General features: G+C 72.5%; 17 protein-coding genes. 10 read left to right on the top strand and 7 right to left on the bottom strand.

Features of this window, described 5'->3' with window-relative positions:
* Window positions 1–15 precede the first annotated feature (15 nt).
* Window positions 16–1,551 (bottom strand): gamma-aminobutyraldehyde dehydrogenase, encoded by a 1,536-nt coding sequence (locus ACFZP7_RS25170; RefSeq protein ID WP_125769714.1) that lies wholly within the window; start codon window positions 1,549–1,551, stop codon window positions 16–18.
* A 202-nt stretch (window positions 1,552–1,753) separates the two neighbouring features.
* Here ACFZP7_RS25170 and ACFZP7_RS25165 point away from each other — a divergent pair, with 202 nt between their 5' ends.
* Window positions 1,754–2,365, top strand: a complete 612-nt coding sequence (locus ACFZP7_RS25165) for an NADAR family protein (protein WP_185927673.1) — start codon at window positions 1,754–1,756, stop codon at window positions 2,363–2,365.
* Window positions 2,366–2,451: 86 nt separating this feature from the next.
* Here the strand turns inward: ACFZP7_RS25165 and ACFZP7_RS25160 are convergent, their stop codons facing one another.
* On the bottom strand, window positions 2,452–3,147 hold the full coding sequence (locus ACFZP7_RS25160; protein ID WP_385635843.1) for a DUF4190 domain-containing protein: 696 nt from the start codon (window positions 3,145–3,147) through the stop codon (window positions 2,452–2,454).
* Between the two features lie 157 nt (window positions 3,148–3,304).
* On the opposite strand from ACFZP7_RS25160, the gene ACFZP7_RS25155 reads away from it, so the two are divergent.
* Together ACFZP7_RS25155 and ACFZP7_RS25150 are read left to right on the top strand one after the other, a co-directional pair.
* Window positions 3,305–4,366: an adenosine deaminase gene (locus tag ACFZP7_RS25155; protein ID WP_371848141.1), complete on the top strand. Its 1,062-nt coding sequence runs from the start codon at window positions 3,305–3,307 to the stop codon at window positions 4,364–4,366.
* 13 nt (window positions 4,367–4,379) lie between these two features.
* Complete coding sequence (locus ACFZP7_RS25150) at window positions 4,380–5,126, top strand: glycerophosphodiester phosphodiesterase (protein ID WP_046249486.1); 747 nt, start codon at window positions 4,380–4,382, stop codon at window positions 5,124–5,126.
* 212 nt (window positions 5,127–5,338) lie between these two features.
* On the opposite strand, the gene ACFZP7_RS25145 is transcribed toward ACFZP7_RS25150, so the two are convergent.
* From ACFZP7_RS25145 to ACFZP7_RS25135, 3 genes are all read right to left on the bottom strand, one after another.
* A complete protein-coding gene (locus ACFZP7_RS25145; RefSeq protein ID WP_385635840.1) occupies window positions 5,339–5,896 on the bottom strand; it encodes an HXXEE domain-containing protein in 558 nt (185 codons plus the stop codon).
* 12 nt (window positions 5,897–5,908) lie between these two features.
* Window positions 5,909–7,099 carry a spermidine/putrescine ABC transporter substrate-binding protein gene (locus ACFZP7_RS25140; protein ID WP_385635837.1) on the bottom strand — a complete coding sequence of 397 codons (1,191 nt, stop codon included), beginning with the start codon at window positions 7,097–7,099 and terminating at the stop codon, window positions 5,909–5,911.
* A gap of 165 nt (window positions 7,100–7,264) precedes the next feature.
* Window positions 7,265–8,704: a gamma-aminobutyraldehyde dehydrogenase gene (locus tag ACFZP7_RS25135; protein ID WP_019328894.1), complete on the bottom strand. Its 1,440-nt coding sequence runs from the start codon at window positions 8,702–8,704 to the stop codon at window positions 7,265–7,267.
* A gap of 209 nt (window positions 8,705–8,913) precedes the next feature.
* Here ACFZP7_RS25135 and ACFZP7_RS25130 point away from each other — a divergent pair, with 209 nt between their 5' ends.
* The 7 genes from ACFZP7_RS25130 to ACFZP7_RS25100 all read left to right on the top strand — a co-directional run bounded on the left by ACFZP7_RS25130 (window position 8,914) and on the right by ACFZP7_RS25100 (window position 15,825).
* The gene (locus ACFZP7_RS25130; RefSeq protein ID WP_029394089.1) at window positions 8,914–9,429 is read left to right on the top strand and encodes an Lrp/AsnC family transcriptional regulator; all 516 of its coding nucleotides are present in this window, start codon (window positions 8,914–8,916) and stop codon (window positions 9,427–9,429) included.
* Between the two features lie 2 nt (window positions 9,430–9,431).
* Window positions 9,432–10,805, top strand: a complete 1,374-nt coding sequence (locus ACFZP7_RS25125; protein ID WP_019328892.1) for an aspartate aminotransferase family protein — start codon at window positions 9,432–9,434, stop codon at window positions 10,803–10,805.
* A gap of 194 nt (window positions 10,806–10,999) precedes the next feature.
* Window positions 11,000–11,779, top strand: coding sequence for an ABC transporter ATP-binding protein (locus ACFZP7_RS25120; protein ID WP_385635834.1), 780 nt, complete (start codon window positions 11,000–11,002; stop codon window positions 11,777–11,779).
* Window positions 11,761–13,218 carry a hypothetical protein gene (locus tag ACFZP7_RS25115; RefSeq protein ID WP_385635831.1) on the top strand — a complete coding sequence of 486 codons (1,458 nt, stop codon included), beginning with the start codon at window positions 11,761–11,763 and terminating at the stop codon, window positions 13,216–13,218. The genes ACFZP7_RS25120 and ACFZP7_RS25115 overlap by 19 nt, the downstream gene beginning before the upstream one ends.
* 139 nt (window positions 13,219–13,357) lie before the next feature.
* Entirely contained in the window at window positions 13,358–13,765 is a 408-nt protein-coding gene (locus tag ACFZP7_RS25110; protein ID WP_019328888.1) for a VOC family protein, read from the top strand.
* Between the two features lie 26 nt (window positions 13,766–13,791).
* On the top strand, window positions 13,792–14,940 hold the full coding sequence (locus ACFZP7_RS25105) for an LOG family protein (protein ID WP_385635828.1): 1,149 nt from the start codon (window positions 13,792–13,794) through the stop codon (window positions 14,938–14,940).
* A 156-nt stretch (window positions 14,941–15,096) separates the two neighbouring features.
* Entirely contained in the window at window positions 15,097–15,825 is a 729-nt protein-coding gene (locus ACFZP7_RS25100; RefSeq protein WP_306693109.1) for an LAETG motif-containing sortase-dependent surface protein, read from the top strand.
* Between the two features lie 64 nt (window positions 15,826–15,889).
* Here ACFZP7_RS25100 and ACFZP7_RS25095 read toward each other — a convergent pair whose 3' ends face one another.
* Entirely contained in the window at window positions 15,890–16,690 is an 801-nt protein-coding gene (locus ACFZP7_RS25095; RefSeq protein ID WP_385635825.1) for a maleylpyruvate isomerase family mycothiol-dependent enzyme, read from the bottom strand.
* Window positions 16,691–16,715: 25 nt separating this feature from the next.
* Window positions 16,716–17,744 (bottom strand): ABC transporter ATP-binding protein, encoded by a 1,029-nt coding sequence (locus tag ACFZP7_RS25090; RefSeq protein ID WP_109203891.1) that lies wholly within the window; start codon window positions 17,742–17,744, stop codon window positions 16,716–16,718.
* Window positions 17,745–17,751 lie beyond the last annotated feature (7 nt).

Here is a 17,751-nt window from a genome sequence, read left to right as displayed (position 1 = left end):
GCCTCTCGGTCGTGACTATCGGTCCCCGAAGACGGTGCGGTGCCAGTCCTTGGCCGCCACCGCGGTGTTGTCGAACATGACGTGCTTGACCTGCGTGTACTCCTCGAAGGAGTAGGCGGACATGTCCTTGCCGAAGCCGGACGCCTTGTATCCGCCGTGCGGCATCTCGCTGATGATCGGGATGTGGTCGTTGACCCAGACGCAGCCCGCCTTGATCTCGCGGGTGGCGCGGCCCGCCCGGTACACGTCGCGGCTCCAGGCGGAGGCGGCGAGACCGTACGGTGTGTCGTTGGCCAGCCGGATGCCCTCGTCGTCGGTGTCGAAGGGCAGGACGACCAGGACCGGCCCGAAGATCTCGGACTGGACGACCTCGCTGTCCTGCGCGGCGTCGGCGATGAGGGTCGGCCGGTAGTAGGCGCCGTCCTTCAGGTCGCCCCGCGGTGCCTCGCCGCCGGTCACCACGCGGGCGTAGGAGCGGGCGCGGTCGACGAAACCGGCGACGCGGTCCCGCTGGACGTGGCTGACCAGCGGACCGAGATCGGTGCCCGGGGCGAAGGGGTCGCCGACGCGGACGGTGTCCATGAGGGCGGCGGTCTTCTCGACGAACGCCTCGTACAGGGGCCGCTGCACATACGCGCGGGTGGCCGCCGTGCAGTCCTGGCCGGTGTTGATGAGCGCGCCCGCGACCGCGCCGTGGACGGCGGCATCGAGGTCGGCGTCGTCGAAGACGAGGAAGGGCGCCTTGCCGCCCAGCTCCAGGTGGAGGCGCTTGACGGTCGCGGTGGCGACCTCGGCGACGCGCTTGCCGACGGCGGTGGAGCCGGTGAAGGAGGTCATCGCCACGTCCGGGTGGCCGACCAGGTGCTCACCGGCCTCCTTCCCGGTGCCGGTGACGATGTTGATCACTCCGTCGGGGATGCCGGCCTCGGTGGCGGCCTGGGCGAACATCAGGGAGGTCAGCGGGGTGATCTCGGCGGGCTTCAGCACGATGGTGTTGCCCGCGGCGATCGCCGGGAGGATCTTCCAGGCGGCCATCTGGAGGGGGTAGTTCCAGGGCGCGATGGACCCGACGACACCGATCGGCTCGCGGCGCACGTACGAGGTGTGGTCGCCGGAGTACTCCCCGGCCGACTGGCCCTGGAGGTGCCGGGCGGCGCCGGCGAAGAAGGCCGCGTTGTCGACCGTGCCCGGCACGTCGAACTCGCGGGTCAGCTTGAGGGGCTTGCCGCACTGGAGCGACTCGGCGCGGGCGAAGTCCTCGGCGCGCTCGGCGAGCACGGCGGCGAACCGGTGCAGGGCGTCGGAGCGCTCGCCGGGGGTGGCGCCGGCCCAGCCGGGGAAGGCCGCCCGCGCGGCGGCGACGGCCGCGTCGACGTCGTCGGGGCCTGCGAGTTCGTAGGTCAGGACCTCCTCGCCGGTCGCCGGGTCGACGACGGTGTGGGTGCGTCCGGAGGTGCCCTTCGTGAGGCGTCCCGCGATGTACTGGGCCCCGTCCGCGAAGCGGTCCTGGGCCGGGAATCGGTCCGGGGTGGCGTTGCCCGGGTTGTGCATGTCGGCTCTCCTCGGTCTCCCCATGACGGGGGCCGGCGTGGCTCAGGCTCGATGTGAGTGCCGATCCTGACAGAGCACTAGACCACCAACAAGTGATTCCGTTGTTGCCATTTGGTTACGCGACGGAATCTGTCGACCAGGTGTCGAGTCGCCACGGAAAAGGACGGACGGAGTGTCAGTGGCGCGTGCCACACTCGCGTGCATGGAAAGGATCACGGGGGCGGTCGGGGGAACGGAAGGGCACATGTCGGCGCGGGAAGTCATCGACAGTCGGGAGGCGCTGGTCGAGCGGGTGCGGGCCGGCGAGCGGATCAAGTACCTGCTCTTCTGGGGGCACCGGCCTCGCCCGGACGGCCGGATCGGGCCGAGCTGTCTGAGCCAGTGGTGGCCGTCGCCGTTCACCGTGGCCGGGGTGGAGTACGCGACGGCGGAGCACTGGATGATGGCGGGCAAGGCCCGGCTCTTCGGGGACGCGGAGGCCGAGCGGCGGGTGCTGGCCGCGGCGCACCCGGCCGAGGCCAAGAAGGCGGGGCGGCTGGTGCGCGGCTTCGACGAGGCGGTGTGGGAGCGGGAGCGCTTCCCGATCGTCGTCGAGGGCAGCGTCCACAAGTTCGCCTCGGACCCCGCGCTGCGGGAGTTCCTGGTGCACACGGGCGACCGGGTGCTGGTCGAGGCGAGCCCCGTGGACCGGGTGTGGGGCATCGGCCTGGCCGCGGACGACGAGGCGGCGAGCGACCCGCGGCGGTGGCGGGGGCCGAATCTGCTCGGGTTCGCGCTGATGGTGGCGCGGGAGCGACTGCGCGAAGGCGGCTGACGCCGGGAGCGGCTGCGCGAAGGCGGCTGACGCCCGCGGACCGATCCCGCGGGCGTCAGCCGCCTGGGCTTGCTCTGTCCGGCCGCTCAGCCGTGCGCGGGTGCGGCCGCCACGGAGACCGCCGCCGGCCGCGGGGCGCCGTAGTAGGGGTCGTCGTAGTCCGAGTCGTCGTTGATCGCGGCGATGATCCCGACGGCGAGCAGGGCCATCACGGCGATGCCGAGGACGATGCCGATGATCCCCATGATGAAGCCCGCCTGGGCCTGCCCGTGGTTGTTCGCCTCGCCGCGCTCGGCCTTGCGGCGTCCCTTGATACCGAAGACCACGGCGAGGATGCCGAGCACCAGCGAGACGATGCCGTACGCGCAGAACATGCAGCAGGCCAGGATGCCGAGCACCATCGCCGCGGTGCCCATGCCGTTCTGCGGGGGCAGCGGGGCGCCGCCCCAGCCGTAGCCGCCCTGGGGGTAGGCGGGGTAGCCGTATCCGCCCGGGACCGCCGGGCCGCCGGGCGCGATCGGCGGTGGCGGCACCGCGGACTGGGGCGGCGGGAAGCCGGCGGCGGGCATCGAGACGACCGTGGCCTGGTCGTGCACGGACGGCGGCTGCGCGGACGGCGGCGGCTGCCAGGGCGGCACGTCACCGGCGGCGGGCGGGGCCGGCTGCTGCGGCACTCCCGGCGCGGCGTCCCGGTTCTTCTCCAGCGACGGCCCGCTCTCCGGGGGCGCCCAAGGATCGTTGGCGTTGTTGGAGTCCCCGCCCGGCCGTGTCGCGTCCGTCATCTTCCGTCCCCCTGGGTCGATCGTGCCCGTCATGCTACGGGCCCCGCCCGTCCGGCGTGAGACCGGCCTACGATGATCCCCGGACCACCGATCAGCCGATCACCCGCGTCCCGTCGCCGCCCGCGCGGCCCGTGGACGCCGCCCTGGGGAGGAACCCTTGACCGAGCACCTCGTCGACCCCGCCGTCCCCCGCGATCTGCACGCCTTCATCGCCGGACTGCCCAAGGCCGAACTGCACGTCCACCACGTCGGCTCCGCCTCCCCGCGCATCGTCTCGGAACTGGCCGCGCGCCACCCCGACTCCAAGGTCCCCACCGATCCCGAGGCCCTGGTCGACTACTTCACCTTCACGGACTTCGCGCACTTCATCGAGGTGTACCTGTCCGTCGTCGACCTGATCCGCACCCCCGAGGACGTCCGGCTGCTGACGTACGAGGTGGCCCGTGACATGGCCCGGCAGCAGGTGCGGTACGCCGAGTTGACCATCACCCCGTTCTCCTCCACCCGGCGCGGCATCGACGAGGGCGCCTTCATGGCCGCGATCGAGGACGCCCGCAAGGCGGCGGAGGCCGATTTCGGGACCGTGCTGCGCTGGTGCTTCGACATTCCGGGCGAGGCCGGTCTGGAGTCCGCCGAGGAGACGACGCGGCTCGCCACCGACGACCGGCTGCGCCCGGAGGGCCTGGTCTCCTTCGGGCTCGGCGGACCGGAGATCGGGGTCGCCCGCCCGCAGTTCAAGCCGTACTTCGACCGCGCGATCGCCGCCGGGCTGCACTCGGTGCCGCACGCGGGCGAGACCACCGGCCCGCAGACGGTGTGGGACGCGCTCACCGACCTGCGCGCCGAGCGCATCGGGCACGGCACCAGCTCCGCCCAGGACCCCGCGCTGCTGGCCCACCTCGCCGAGCGGCGCATCCCGCTGGAGGTCTGCCCGACCTCGAACATCGCCACCCGCGCGGTGCGCACCCTGGACGAACACCCGATCAAGGAGTTCGTGAACGCCGGGGTGCTGGTGACGGTCAACTCCGACGACCCACCGATGTTCGGCACCGACCTCAACAACGAGTACGCCGTCGCCGCCCGGCTCCTCGGGCTCGACGAGCGCGGTCTCGCCGACCTGGCGAAGAACGCGGTCGAGGCGTCGTTCCTGGACGCGCCGGGCAAGTCCCGGATCAGGGACGAGATCGACACGTACACCGCCGCCTGGCTCGCCTCCTGAGACGGAACCCCTCATGACCCCCGTGCGCGCTGTGACCGCCGTGGCCCACCGCGGCGACCCGTACCGGTACCGCGAGAACACGATCGGCTCGCTGCGTTCCGCGCTCGACCGCGGTGCGGACGCGGTCGAGACCGACGTGCGCCTCACCCGGGACGGCGTACCCGTGCTGCTGCACGACGAGACGCTGAAGCGGCTGTGGCGGCACGACCGGCCGCTGCGGTCCCTGTCGGCCGACGAGGTGCGGGGGCTGACGGCGGGCAGGGTGCCGACGCTGGCCGAGGCGCTGGCCGCGACCGACGGCAGCCGGCTGATGCTGGACCTGCCGGGCGGTCCGGGCGAGCGGGCGGTGCGGCGGATCGTGGACGTGGTCCGCGAATGCGGCGCCCGGGACCGCGTGTACTACACGGCCGGCCCCGCCGCCATGCTCGCGGTGCGCGCCGCCGACCCCGCCGCCGAGATCGCGATGACCTGGACGACGGCGGCGCCGCCGCGGCCCGCGCTGCTCGCGGCGGTGCGGCCGAAGTGGCTCAACTACCGGTTCGGGCTGGTGAACAAGGCCCTGGTCGAACGGGTCCGCGGCGACGGCTGCCTGCTGTCGGTGTGGACCCCCGACACCCGTCGCTCCATGCGCCGGCTGATCGCGCTGGGCGTCGACTCGATCACCACCAACCGCATCGACACACTGTGCGCCCTGCGCGCCGCCGACGGAGCCCGCCCCGCCCCCGTACGGGAGGACCCCCACAACTCGCGGCCCGCGTAAGGGAATTCCCCGACTCCCGGCACGGGGCGGGCACCCTCCTCACCGACGATCCGCCCCGGGGCGCGGCGCACTAGGATGATCAAGTCCCTTCCGCCGCAACCGCCTTCACCCCGGGAGCAGTCGATGCGCGCCCGCACCCACACCGCCCTCGCCGCCGCCGCGGTCCTCGCCCTGGCCCAAGAGCGCGGAGCGGAACCCGGTCGTCGACGCGATCACCGTCGCCGCGCTGAAGTGACCCCCGTCAGCCACCGCCCCACCGCGTGCGCCCCGACCGTCGCCACGCCCGCGAGGCCGAGACCCACGGCGAGGTCGCGCGGGCGCGTGGGGCGCAGTACACCGGCGCGGCGCAGCCGGTGGCGGGCCCAGAGCGTGAACGGGACGACGACGAGCGCCGAGGTCGCGGACCCCGGTGTGTAACCGCGCACCAGTCCCGCCTGGGCGAGGTGGACCAGGCCGTGCAGACCGAAGGCGTCCAGCGCCGTCCGGTACACCGCCGACCGGCCTCCGGTGAGCCGGCCCGCGGCGGACGCGGCGGCCACGACCGCGGCCATCGCCCCGACCGCCACCGCGAACTCCCGGCCCTCCACCGACCCCGCCCGCCGCCACACCGCCTCCGGCACGGTGGGGAACCGCTCGCGCAGGGCGGGCAGCTCACGCCGCCACCAGTCCGGCACGGTCGCCAGTTCCTCGGCGTCGTGCAGCGCCCAGGCTGCCAGCAGCCCCAGCGTGACCGCCGCGCCCACCTTTTCATCACCTGGAGAATTACTCACGCGGCCAGTCTGCTACACCCCGACGATGCCGTTCCACCGCTTCGCGAACTCCGCCCGCTCCCCCGCCGCGATGTCCCGCGCGATCGCGAGCCGTTCGCGCATCGCCGCGTCCGGGAAGATCAGCGGGTCCTCGGCCAGCGCGGCCGTCTCCTCGTCGTCGGAGGAGGCGAGCACGTCCCGGGCGGCGGGGACCGGGCAGACGTAGTTGACCCAGGCGGCCAGCTCGGCGGCGACCTCCGGCCGGTAGTAGAAGTCGATCAGCCGCTCGGCGTTGGCCTTGTGGCGGGCCAGGTTGGGGATCATCAACGACTCCGACCACAGCTCGGCGCCCTCCTCGGGGACGACGAACTCGATGTCCGGGTCGTCCGCCTGGAGCTGGATCACGTCACCGGAGTACGCCTGGCAGGCCAGGACATCGCCGCTGGAGAGGTCCTTGATGTAGTCGTTGCCCGTGAAGCGGCGGACCTGGCCCCGGGCCACCTGCCTCTCCACCTGGTCGCACATCGTGTGGAAGTCGTCCGCCGTCCAGTCGGTGATGTCCACGCCGTTGCCCTGCATCAGCAGCGCGAACGCCTCGTCCATGCCGGACAGCAGGGTCACCCGCCCCTTGAGGTCGTCCGCCCACAGGTCGGAGACGTGCCGCACCTCCCGGCCGAGCCGGCGGCGGTTGTAGGCGATGCCGGTGATACCGGACTGCCAGGGCACGGTGAACGCGCGGCCGGGGTCGAAGGCGGGCGAACGCAGCAGCGGGTCCAGGTACCGGGTGACGTTCGGCTGGTGCGAGCGGTCCATCTCCTGCACCCAGCCGAGCCGTACGAACCGGCCGCACATCCAGTCGCTGATGACGATCAGGTCGCGGTCGGTGGGCTGGTGGTTCATCAGCGACGGGCTGATCTTGCCGAAGAACTCGTCGTTGTCGTTGATCTCCTCGACGTACGCGACGGAGATGCCCGTCTCCTCCTCGAACGCCTCCAGCGTCGGCCGCCGGCTCGGGTCCGCGTCGTCGGTGTCGATGTACAGCGGCCAGTTCGCCCAGGTCAGCCGCCGTTCGGTGGCGGACCGGTCGGTGGCGGCGCGGTCGCCGGGTGCGACGTAGGCGGCCGGTACGCCGCAGCCGGCCAGCGCGCCGAGCACGGCGGAACCGCCCAGGCCGCGCAGGAGGGTACGACGGGAGAACGGAGACGTCTTCGGGAGCAGGGGCATGGCAGGCAGGATCCCCCGCCCGCGATCACGGGGACAATCGACGCTGCGTCGAGAGGCCCGGTCCAGGCCCGACACCCTGTCCACCGGGGCGAGTCGGGCCCGCACACGACGCGGCCCCGGACGGGGTGTCTCCCGTCCGGGGCCGCGCGTGCGGAACCGCGTCCGTCACGCGTCCAGCGACGTCATCACGTGCTTGATCCGCGTGTAGTCCTCGAAGCCGTAGCCCGACAGGTCCTTGCCGTAGCCGGACTTCTTGAAGCCGCCGTGCGGCATCTCGGCGACCAGCGGGATGTGGGTGTTGATCCACACGCAGCCGAAGTCCAGCCGCTTGGACATCCGCATGGCGCGGCCGTGGTCCTTGGTCCACACGGAGGAGGCCAGCGCGTACTCGACGCCGTTGGCCCACTCGACCGCCTGGTCCTCGTCGCGGAAGGACTGGACGGTGATGACCGGGCCGAAGACCTCCTTCTGGATGATCTCGTCGTCCTGCTTGAGGCCGGAGACGACGGTCGGGGCGTAGAAGTAGCCCTTGTCGCCGACCCGGTGACCGCCCGCCTCGACCTTGGCGTGGGCGGGCAGCCGCTCGATGAACCCGGAGACCTGCTTCAGCTGGTTCGGGTTGTTGAGCGGGCCGTACAGCACGTCCTCGTCGTCCGGCTGACCGGTCTTGATCTCGGACGCGGCCTTCGCCAGCGCGCTCACGAACTCGTCGTGGATCGACTCGTGGACCAGCACCCGGGTGGCGGCGGTGCAGTCCTGGCCGGCGTTGAAGTAGCCCGCCTCCGAGATGCCCTCGACGGCCTTGGGGATGTCGGTGTCCTCGAAGACGACGACCGGGGCCTTGCCGCCCAGCTCCAGGTGGACCCGCTTGAGGTCCTTGGACGCCGACTCGGCGACCGACATGCCGGCCCGCACCGAGCCGGTGATGGAGGCCATCGCCGGGGTCTCGTGCTCGACCATCAGACGGCCGGTGTCGCGGTCGCCGCAGACGACGTTGAAGACGCCCTTGGGCACGATCGAGCCGATGATGTCGGCCATCAGGACCGTCGAGGCGGGGGTGGTGTCGGACGGCTTGAGGACGACCGTGTTGCCCGCGGCGAGCGCCGGGGCGAACTTCCACACGGCCATCATCATCGGGTAGTTCCACGGCGCGACCTGCGCGCAGACGCCGATCGGCTCACGGCGGATCATGGAGGTCAGGCCCTCCATGTACTCGCCGGCGCTCCGGCCCTCCAGCATCCGGGCCGCACCCGCGAAGAAGCGGATCTGGTCGACCATCGGCGGGATCTCCTCGGAGCGGGTGAGCCCGATGGGCTTGCCCGTGTTCTCCACCTCGGCCGCGATCAGCTCCTCGGCCCGCTCCTCGAACGCGTCCGCGATCTTCAGCAGGGCCTTCTGCCGCTCGGCCGGGACCAGGTCACGCCAGGCGGGGAAGGCCGCGGCGGCGGCCGCCATGGCGGCGTCCACGTCCGCCTGCCCGGACAGGGGGGCGGTCGCGTAGGCCTCGCCCGTGGCGGGGTTGACCACCTCGGTGGTCCGTCCGTCGGCGGCGTCCCGGAACTCACCGTCGATGTAGTTGCGCAGACGACGCAGCTCGGTGCTCACTGCCGGCCCTCCAAGTTCGGTGTCTTCTTCGGTCTCTCCGGTTCGGACCTCGCCGCTGTCGCGCGTGTCCGAACACTGAGACACCCACCCTAGACGGAGACCCCACGTTTTCAACACCCCTGGTCGCCTTCGTGTTGCGAAATCCGTCGGCTCAGACGCTTCAGACAACGAATTTCATCGATCCGGGCTTGCAAAACTGTCGATACGTCGTGCACAGTGAAGTCGTGGCCAGTCGAAGCGCAGACCAGAAGGACTCCCGCGAGTCCAGGGGCGGCGGTCCCCAGTTGGACGCCGTCTCCCTCGCCATCATCGAACAGCTCCAGGAGGACGGCCGGCGGCCGTACGCGGCCATCGGCAAGGCCGTGGGCCTGTCGGAGGCGGCCGTGCGCCAGCGCGTCCAGAAGCTGCTCGACCAGGGCGTGATGCAGATCGTCGCCGTGACGGACCCGCTCACCGTGGGCTTCCGCCGCCAGGCGATGGTCGGTGTCAACGTCGAGGGCGACGTGGAGTCCGTCGCCGACGCGCTGACGGCCATGTCCGAGTGCGAGTACGTGGTGATGACGGCGGGCTCCTTCGACCTGATGGTGGAAGTCGTCTGCGAGGACGACGACCACCTGCTGGACGTCATCAACAAACGCATCCGGGCCGTCCCCGGAGTGCGCTCCACCGAGAGCTTCGTCTACCTCAAGCTCAAGAAGCAGACCTATATGTGGGGAACCCGATAATCGTGAGCACCGACAGCCCCAAGGACCTCAGCAGGACCGCCTACGACCACCTGTGGATGCACTTCACCCGCATGTCGTCGTACGAGAACGCCCCCGTCCCCACCATCGTCCGCGGTGAGGGCACCCACATCTACGACGACAAGGGCAAGCGCTACCTCGACGGTCTCGCCGGCCTCTTCGTCGTCCAGGCCGGTCACGGCCGCCAGGAGCTGGCCGAGACCGCCATGAAGCAGGCGCAGGAGCTCGCCTTCTTCCCGGTGTGGTCCTACGCCCACCCGAAGGCCGTCGAGCTGGCCGAGCGCCTGGCGAACGAGGCCCCCGGCGACCTCAACAAGGTCTTCTTCACCACCGGCGGCGGTGAGGCGGTCGAGACCGCCTGGAAGCTGGCCAAGCAGTACTTCAAGCTGACCGGCAAGCCGACCAAGTACAAGGTCATCTCCCGCGCGGTCGCCTACCACGGCACCCCGCAGGGCGCCCTGTCCATCACCGGCCTGCCGGGTCTGAAGGCCCCCTTCGAGCCGCTGGTGCCGGGCGCGCACAAGGTGCCGAACACCAACATCTACCGCGCCCCGCTCTTCGGCGACGACCCCGAGGCCTTCGGCCGCTGGGCCGCCGACCAGATCGAGCAGCAGATCCTCTTCGAGGGCCCGGAGACGGTCGCGGCCGTCTTCCTGGAGCCGGTGCAGAACGCGGGCGGCTGCTTCCCGCCCCCGCCCGGGTACTTCCAGCGGGTGCGCGAGATCTGCGACCAGTACGACGTGCTGCTCGTCTCGGACGAGGTCATCTGCGCCTTCGGCCGCCTGGGCACGACGTTCGCCTGCGACAAGTTCGGCTACGTCCCGGACATGATCACCTGCGCCAAGGGCATGACCTCGGGCTACTCCCCGATCGGCGCCTGCATCATCTCCGACCGCCTGGCCGAGCCGTTCTACAAGGGCGACAACACCTTCCTGCACGGCTACACCTTCGGCGGCCACCCGGTCTCCGCCGCGGTCGGCATCGCCAACCTCGACCTGTTCGAGCGCGAGGGCCTCAACCAGCACGTCCTCGACAACGAGGGCAACTTCCGCGCCACGCTGGAGAAGCTCCTCGACCTGCCGATCGTCGGCGACGTCCGCGGCAACGGCTTCTTCTACGGCATCGAGCTGGTCAAGGACAAGAACACCAAGGAGTCCTTCGACGAGGAGGAGACCGAGCGGATCCTGTACGGCTTCCTGTCGAAGGCGCTCTTCGACAACGGCCTGTACTGCCGTGCCGACGACCGCGGCGACCCGGTCATCCAGCTCGCCCCGCCGCTGATCTCCAACCAGGAGACCTTCGACGAGATCGAGCAGATCCTGCGCGCCACGCTGACGGAGGCGTGGACGAAGCTCTGATCATCCTTCCAGAGGATCATCATCCGGCCCCGGTGCCGCCCGTTCGAGTGAGAAACGGCGGCCCGGGGCCGTGTGCTGTCCGGCCTCCCCACGGCGACTGCCTACGGTGCCCAGTGACCGATCGGCCCCGCCTTCGTTCGCCCGTACGGGGGAAGCGAACGGGGAAACACGGATCAGAACCGAGGTGTACGCCCATGGAGGCTCCGCCGGACAACGACGTGCTGTGGGCCCGCGCCCTGCACTTCACGCACCACGACGGCTCCCCCGCGCTGCAAGGCGTGTCGGTCGGCGTCCGCGAGGGCGAGATCCTCGCCGTGAGCGGGCCGCGGGGCAGCGGCAAGACCACCCTGCTGCGGTGCCTGTCCGGCATGGTCCGGCCGCAGGACGGCGAGGTCTGGTTCAACAGCGTGCCGGTGCACACCATGGGCCCCCTCAGGCGGGAGCGACTGCGCCGCGACCGCTTCGGCTGGATCGACCCCGCCCCGGTCCTCGTCCCGGAGCTCAGCGCCTGGGAGAACGCCGCCCTGCCCCTCATGCTGCGCGGCACCGGCCGGCGCCGGGCCAAGACCGCCGCCATGGAGTGGCTGGACCGTCTCGACGTCGGTGGCCGGACCGCCCGCAGGCGCCCGCACGAACTCCGGCAGGCCGAGCGGCAGCGTGTGTGCATCGCCCGCGCGCTCGCCGTGGCCCCCGCGGTGCTGTTCGCCGACGAGCCGACGGCGCCGCTGCACCGGGCCGACCGCGCGCACGTCCTGCGCACGCTCACCACGGCGGCCCGCTCCCACGGCATCACCGTCCTGCTCGCCACGAGCGACGCGCGGACCGCCGCGCTCGCGGACCGCACGGTCGCCCTGCTGGACGGGCGGCGGGTGCGGACCGTGCACCTGCCGCCGGTCGCGGAGACGGCGGTCGCCACCGGGACCCCCGGCACCCCCGGAGCGGAAGGCCGGGCGGCGTGCTCGCTCTCCGCCTGACCCGCGCCGCCCGCCTCGCCGTCCAACTGCGCCGCCTGCTGGTCGCGTCGGCGTCGGCGGGCACGGGCTTCCTGCTGCTGTGCGCCCTCGGACACGCGCTGACCCACCCCGACGCGCCCGGCGCCTCCTCCCTGCGCCTCGCCTGGTGCGCGGCGCCGCTGGCCGCCACGGTGTACCTGGCGGTCGCCGTGGCCCGCGCCGATCCCGGTACGCGACCCCGCCCGGGACTGTCGGCGATCGGCCTGGGCCCCGGCCGCCTCATGGCGGTGTCGGCGACGACCACGGCCCTGTCGGCGGCGCTCGGCTCGGTGGCGGCCCTCCTCGGCTTCCTGTACCTGCGCGGTGACCTGACGGGCGCGCCCGTCGACGGCGCCGTGTCCGGGGTGCTCGCCCTCGGCCAGCGCCTTCCCGCCCCGGCCGTGGTGACCCTGCTGGCGGTGGTACCGGCCGCCGCGTCGGCCGCCGTGGCCCTGACCCTCCGGCCCCGCGATCCCCGGCCCGCGCCCTCCGCCGGGGCCCGCCGCTACGGCCGTTTCGGCGCCTACGGCTGGGGAGCGGCCCGCGAGACCTTCGGCGCCTACGGCCGCTACGGCGCCCGCCTGGCTTCGGCTTCGGCGTCGGCATCCGCATCGGCATCGGTATCGGCTCCGGCGTCGGCTTCGGCATCGGCTCCGGCTTCGGCTTCGGCTTCGGCTTCGGCTTCGGCGCAGCCTGCGGGCGGTCGTGCCGCCGGGGCGGCCCAGGCGGACCCCAGCGGCGCCCTGCTCACGCAGGCGAGTGACACCCGGCCCCCGGCCACGACGGACGGCGACGGGTCCGCGCGGGACGCCACCGGCCCGGCCCCCGCGACCCCGCGCTCCCACACCACCCTGCTCCCCTGGGGCATCGCCGTACTCACCGCCGGCCTCGCCGTCGAGACCTACGCCGGCGACACCGCCACCCGCGACACCGCCCCCTCCGCGGGCGTCCTCCTCGGCTGGGCCCTCGCCACCCTCGGTCTGGCTCTCGCCGGGCCCGGCCTGACCCACCTCTGCGGCCGTCTGCTCCAAGCGGTCCGTCCCGGCGCGCTGCGCCTGCTCGCCGGGCGGGTCCTGATGGAGGAGTCGCACCGCGTCGGCCGTCCCCTCGGCGTCGTCTGCGCCGTGGCCTCCGCCGCCTACGCGGCCGCCGCCCTCCACGACGCGGACGCGACGGACTTCGGCCCGTTGAGCCTGATCGGCGCCGTCGTCGTCGCCGGCTGCACGGTGGCCACCCTCCTCACCGCCGCCGTCGAGGCCAAGCACGCCCGCACGGACACCACCGACGCCCTGCTCCGGCTCGGCGCTCCCCCGACGACGCTGCGCGCCGCCGCGGCCCTGCGCGCCGGTGCCCTGCTCGCCGTCTTCGGCCCCCTGACCCTGGTCGTCGCCCAGTTGGCGTCGCTGCCCCTGGCCCGCTGACGGACCGTCGAAGCGGGGGCCCGAGGTCGGGGAAAATTCCTCGAAGAAGTTTCCGGTCGAGCGATGAGTTCCGCCCGCCTCCCGCGTCTAACCTCTCGAACGGCACGACAGCAGCGCGACACCCACGGGAGAGGACCCCATGTACCAGCAGATGATCTTCGTGAACCTGGCCACCAACGACCTGGACGCCTCGAAGAAGTTCTTCGCCGGGCTGGGCTACGAGATCAACGCCCAGTTCAGCGACGAGACCACCGCCTCGATCCCGCTCAGCGACACCATCGTCGTGATGGTGCACACGCCGGAGAAGTACCGCCAGTTCACGAAGAAGGACATCGTGGACTCGACGAAGTCCAGCGAGGTGCTGATCGCGCTCAGCGCGGAGAGCCGCGAGAAGGTCGACGAGATGGTCGACAAGGCGGTCGCGGCCGGCGGTTCGGTCTCCGGCGAGACCCAGGACCACGGCTTCATGTACGGCCGCGCCTTCGACGACGTCGACGGCCACACCTTCGAGGTGGTCTGGATGGACCCGGCGGCGGTCCAGGGCTGAGCCACCCGCATGCCTAGCATGGGCGGGTGGATTCGACGACACCCGCCCAGCCCGACTTCCGGTCCCGCCAGTCCCACCACGCCGCACACGACCGGGAGATCGAGAGCCTCGCCGAGTTCGACCACGTCGTCTCGGCGCACGGCGCACTCGCCCACTACCGCGTCCAGGCCGTCGACCTGACGGGCCGTACGGACGTCCTGATGTCCGCGGACCCCACGGGCGCCGTCTTCCTCGGCTGCCCGATGGCGCCCGGCGCGGCGGCCCGGGTGGCCGCGGCCGGCGCCCTGGTCTTCCCGCCCATACCGGGCCTGCCCTTCGACCCCTACCGGGCGCGCGTCTACTCCCCGGACGAGCTGTACGCCTCGCTCGACGAGGGCTACGCGTCGACACCGGACGCCTCCTCGTACGACTGGTTCCAGCAGACCAAGGCGGACGGTGACGTCTTCGCCTCCATGCTGCGCGCCGTCCACGACGACGCCGTCTCCGACGCGCTCGACGAACTCCTCATCGGCACCCGGGTGGTGGGCGTCATGGGCGGTCACGCCATGGCCCGCGGCACCGCCGCCTACGCGGGCGCCGCACGCCTGGGCCGCGAACTGGCCCGCGCCGGCTTCACCGTGGCCACCGGCGGAGGTCCGGGAGCGATGGAGGCGGCCAACCTCGGCGCGTACGCCGCCCCGTTCGACGACGGGATGCTGGACGAGGCCCTGCTCCTGCTCGCCGAGGTGACCTCGTTCACGCCGTCGATCACCGACTGGGCGCGGTCCGCGTTCGAGGTGCGCGAGCGGTGGCCCCGGGGCGGCGCCTCGGTCGGCATCCCGACCTGGTTCTACGGCCACGAGCCGCCCAACGCCTTCGCGGCGCACATCGCCAAGTACTTCGCCAACGCCACCCGCGAGGACGGCCTGCTGGCCCGCTGCGACGCGGGGGTGGTCTTCCTGCCGGGCGCCGCCGGCACCGTCCAGGAGATCTTCGACAACGCGACGCCGAACTACTACGAGTCGCGGGGCGAGCCCACCCCGATGGTGCTGGTGGACAAGGAGCACTGGACGGAGCGGCTGCCCGCGTGGCCGCTGCTCGACTCGCTCGCCGGAGGGCGGACGATGCAGTCCCGGATCGCGCTGGTCGACCGGATCGAGGAGGCTCCCGCGGCGCTGAAACGTCTCGGCGGTTAATAAGACGGCAAAGCCAACGCCCTTGCCGGGCCCAGGCGTTGACACTGCTTATGCACCGCTTATAGACCAGTGAGGCTCGTGGGTGTGCCGAGGCCGCGGCAACGGGCATCGGCACTCCTCTCCACCCCCCGCATCTGCGCTCCCGTAAGGACAAACGTGGCAGTCCTGTCCATATTCAGAAGCACCGCAGCACGCCGAGGCGTTCGCGCCGTCGGTGTCGCCTCCGCCTCGGTGGCCCTGGCGATCGGCGCCGCCGGCAACGCCCTCGCCTGCGACATCAGCGAGTTCTCCGCCGCCGCGGCCTGCGAGGGCGGCAAGGGCGTCATCACCGTCACCGACGTGGACCCCGCCGGCATCCCCGCCACCGTCAGCGTGTACCTGCAGAACAACGGCGCCGACGCGAAGAAGGTCGGCGAGCAGGTGGTGAAGGGCTCGCGCGAGGGCACCACCATCACCTTCACCGAGGACTGGAAGCCGAACGCCGAGTACCGCGTCCACGTCAAGGCCGACCGTTACGTCGACGAGGACATCAAGCCGAACCTCGTCACCCCGGCGACCGCCTGCGGGACCGAGGAGACGCCGTCGCCCTCCCCGACCCCGTCGGAGAGCACCCCCGTCCCGTCCGACACCCCGTCCGACGAGACACCGACGCCGTCCTCGACGCCGTCCACGTCGGCGCCCGCTCCGGCGCAGAGCGAGAGCACCGCTCCGGCGGCGGCACCCAGCAACGCCCCGTCCCCGGCGGCCGGTGAGTCCAACCTCGCCGAGACCGGCGCCAACTCCAACACCGGCATGATCGTCGGCATCGCGGCGGCGCTGGTCGTCGTGGGTGGCGGCGCGGTCTTCTTCGGCATGCGGCGCCGTGGGGCCAACAGCGGCCGCTGACCCTCCCGCGTAGGCGCTGTCGGTGGCCCGTCCCCGAGAAGGGGGCGGGCCACCGACGTGAGACTCACCCGAACGTCGCCTGCTCCAGCCAGAACTCCAGCAGCTTCCGGTCACCGAGCACGTCGACCCCGCGGGTGTCCGGCGGCAGTCGCCGGTAGAAGACGAACAGCACCTCGGTGAGCGGTCCGCGCAGCGTGACGTCCGCCTCGGCGGGACCGCGTCGCCAGGTCACGCCCTCCTCGGGCAGTTCGATCAACCACTCCGCGTCCAGTCCGGCCGGTGCGTCGGTGGCGTGCAGGCGGATGCTCCTGCCCGGCGCTCGCAGCTCCTTCGCCGGTCCGTCCGGAAGGGCCCGCTGCACGAACCGCACGATCTCCAGCCACTCGTCGACCGCGTCGGCCGCCACCTCGGGCGCGACCGCCTCGACGGGCCGTCCCGCGGCGAGCGCCGCGTCCGCCCCGTGCACGACGATCTCGTGCGCCATCCGGCGCGCCCAGAACCCCGCGGTGTGGATACCGGCCCACGACCAGGCGCGCGCGTCCGGGCCCGCCTCCCGCAGCGCGTCGACGACCACCCGGCCGGACTCCGCCAGCCACGCGTCCAACGCGGCCACGTCTCCCCGCGTACCGGGACCCGCGGAGCCCGGCACCCGGTCCTCCGGGACCTCCTCCTCCGCGCGCGTGCCCACGATCGTCCCGGACCAGCGCAGCGCCCGGCCCACATGCCGCACCAGGTCCTCCAGCGTCCAGTCCGGGCAGGTCGGCACGGTGGCGGCCGGATCCGCTCCGGAGGTGAGGACCTCCCTCAATCGCCCGACCTGGAGGGCGATCTCGTCGCAGTAACGGTCATGTGCAAGGAGCGTCATGCCCGTCAGCCTACGAGCGACGGGATCATCCGAGCACCACGATTTCGGCCACGTCGAACTCCACGCCGACCACGTCCCCGACCTCCGGCGCCGCCCGCAGCGCGCACGCCGCCTCCAGGCGCGGGGCGTCCTCGGGCTGGAGGTGGACGGCCACGTGGGTGCCGCGGAAGGTGCGGGCGGTCACCGTGCAGCGCAGACCGGCGTCGGCGGCCACCAGACGCACCCCGGCAGGGCGGACGAGCAGGGTCCGGGCGCCCTGCGGGGCGTCCTCGGGAACCGGCACCTTGCCCCACGGGGTGTCGGCGGCCTGCCCGGCGACCGTCGCGTCGACCACGTTGTCGAAGCCGAGGAAACGGGCCACGAAGGCGTCGGCCGGCCGCTGCCACACCTCCAGCGGCGTCCCCGACTGGGCGATCCGCCCGTCCCGCATCACCACGACCCGGTCGGCCAGCGCGAAGGCCTCGCCCTGGTCGTGCGTCACGGCGAGCACGGTGGTGCCCAGGCGGCCGAACAGCTCCCGCAGTTCCACCACGAGCCGCTCCCGCAGCGAGCGGTCGAGCTGGCCGAGCGGTTCGTCCAGCATCAGCAGCCGGGGCCGGGGCGCGAGGGCCCGGGCCAGCGCCACCCGCTGCTGCTCACCGCCGGAGAGCGCGGCGACGGACCGCCGGGCGGCGTCCGGCAGCCCGACCAGTTCCAGCAACTCCTCGACCCGCTCCCGCTGTTCGGCACGGGACGCGCCCCGCATCCGCGGCCCGAAGGCGACGTTCCCGGCCACGTCCCGCTGCGGAAAGAGCTGGTGGTCCTGGAACATCAGCCCGACCTCGCGCCGGTGCGCGGGCACCCCCGCCTGGTCCCGCCCGTCCAGCGTCACCCGCCCGGCGTCCAGCGGCTGCAGTCCGGCGACCGCCCGCAGCAGCGTCGACTTGCCGCTGCCGCTGGGCCCGAGCACACACACCACCTCGTGCTCGGCGACCTCCAGGTCGACGGCGTCGAGCACGGGTCGCCCGCCGAAGCGGACGGTCGCGCCCTCCAGGCCCAGCAGGCTCGTCGGCAGGCCCAGC

This window comes from Streptomyces sp. SudanB5_2050 (assembly GCF_964272335.1).
Classification (GTDB): Bacteria; Actinomycetota; Actinomycetes; order Streptomycetales; family Streptomycetaceae; genus Streptomyces; species Streptomyces rochei.
The sequence above is the reverse complement of the archived record's forward strand: the minus strand, read 5'-3'. Positions and strand labels throughout refer to the sequence as shown.

Bases quoted from the DNA above. Each gene is read 5' to 3' on its own strand.
- ACFZP7_RS25110 (WP_019328888.1), top strand. From the start codon at position 13,358: ATGTACCAGCAGATGATCTTCGTGAACCTGGCCACCAACGACCTGGAC.
- ACFZP7_RS25120 (WP_385635834.1), top strand. From the start codon at position 11,000: ATGGAGGCTCCGCCGGACAACGACGTGCTGTGGGCCCGCGCCCTGCAC.
- ACFZP7_RS25165 (WP_185927673.1), top strand. From the start codon at position 1,754: ATGGAAAGGATCACGGGGGCGGTCGGGGGAACGGAAGGGCACATGTCG.
- ACFZP7_RS25160 (WP_385635843.1), bottom strand. From the start codon at position 3,147: ATGACGGACGCGACACGGCCGGGCGGGGACTCCAACAACGCCAACGAT.
- ACFZP7_RS25095 (WP_385635825.1), bottom strand. From the start codon at position 16,690: ATGACGCTCCTTGCACATGACCGTTACTGCGACGAGATCGCCCTCCAG.
- ACFZP7_RS25170 (WP_125769714.1), bottom strand. From the start codon at position 1,551: ATGCACAACCCGGGCAACGCCACCCCGGACCGATTCCCGGCCCAGGAC.
- ACFZP7_RS25150 (WP_046249486.1), top strand. From the start codon at position 4,380: ATGACCCCCGTGCGCGCTGTGACCGCCGTGGCCCACCGCGGCGACCCG.
- ACFZP7_RS25140 (WP_385635837.1), bottom strand. From the start codon at position 7,099: ATGCCCCTGCTCCCGAAGACGTCTCCGTTCTCCCGTCGTACCCTCCTG.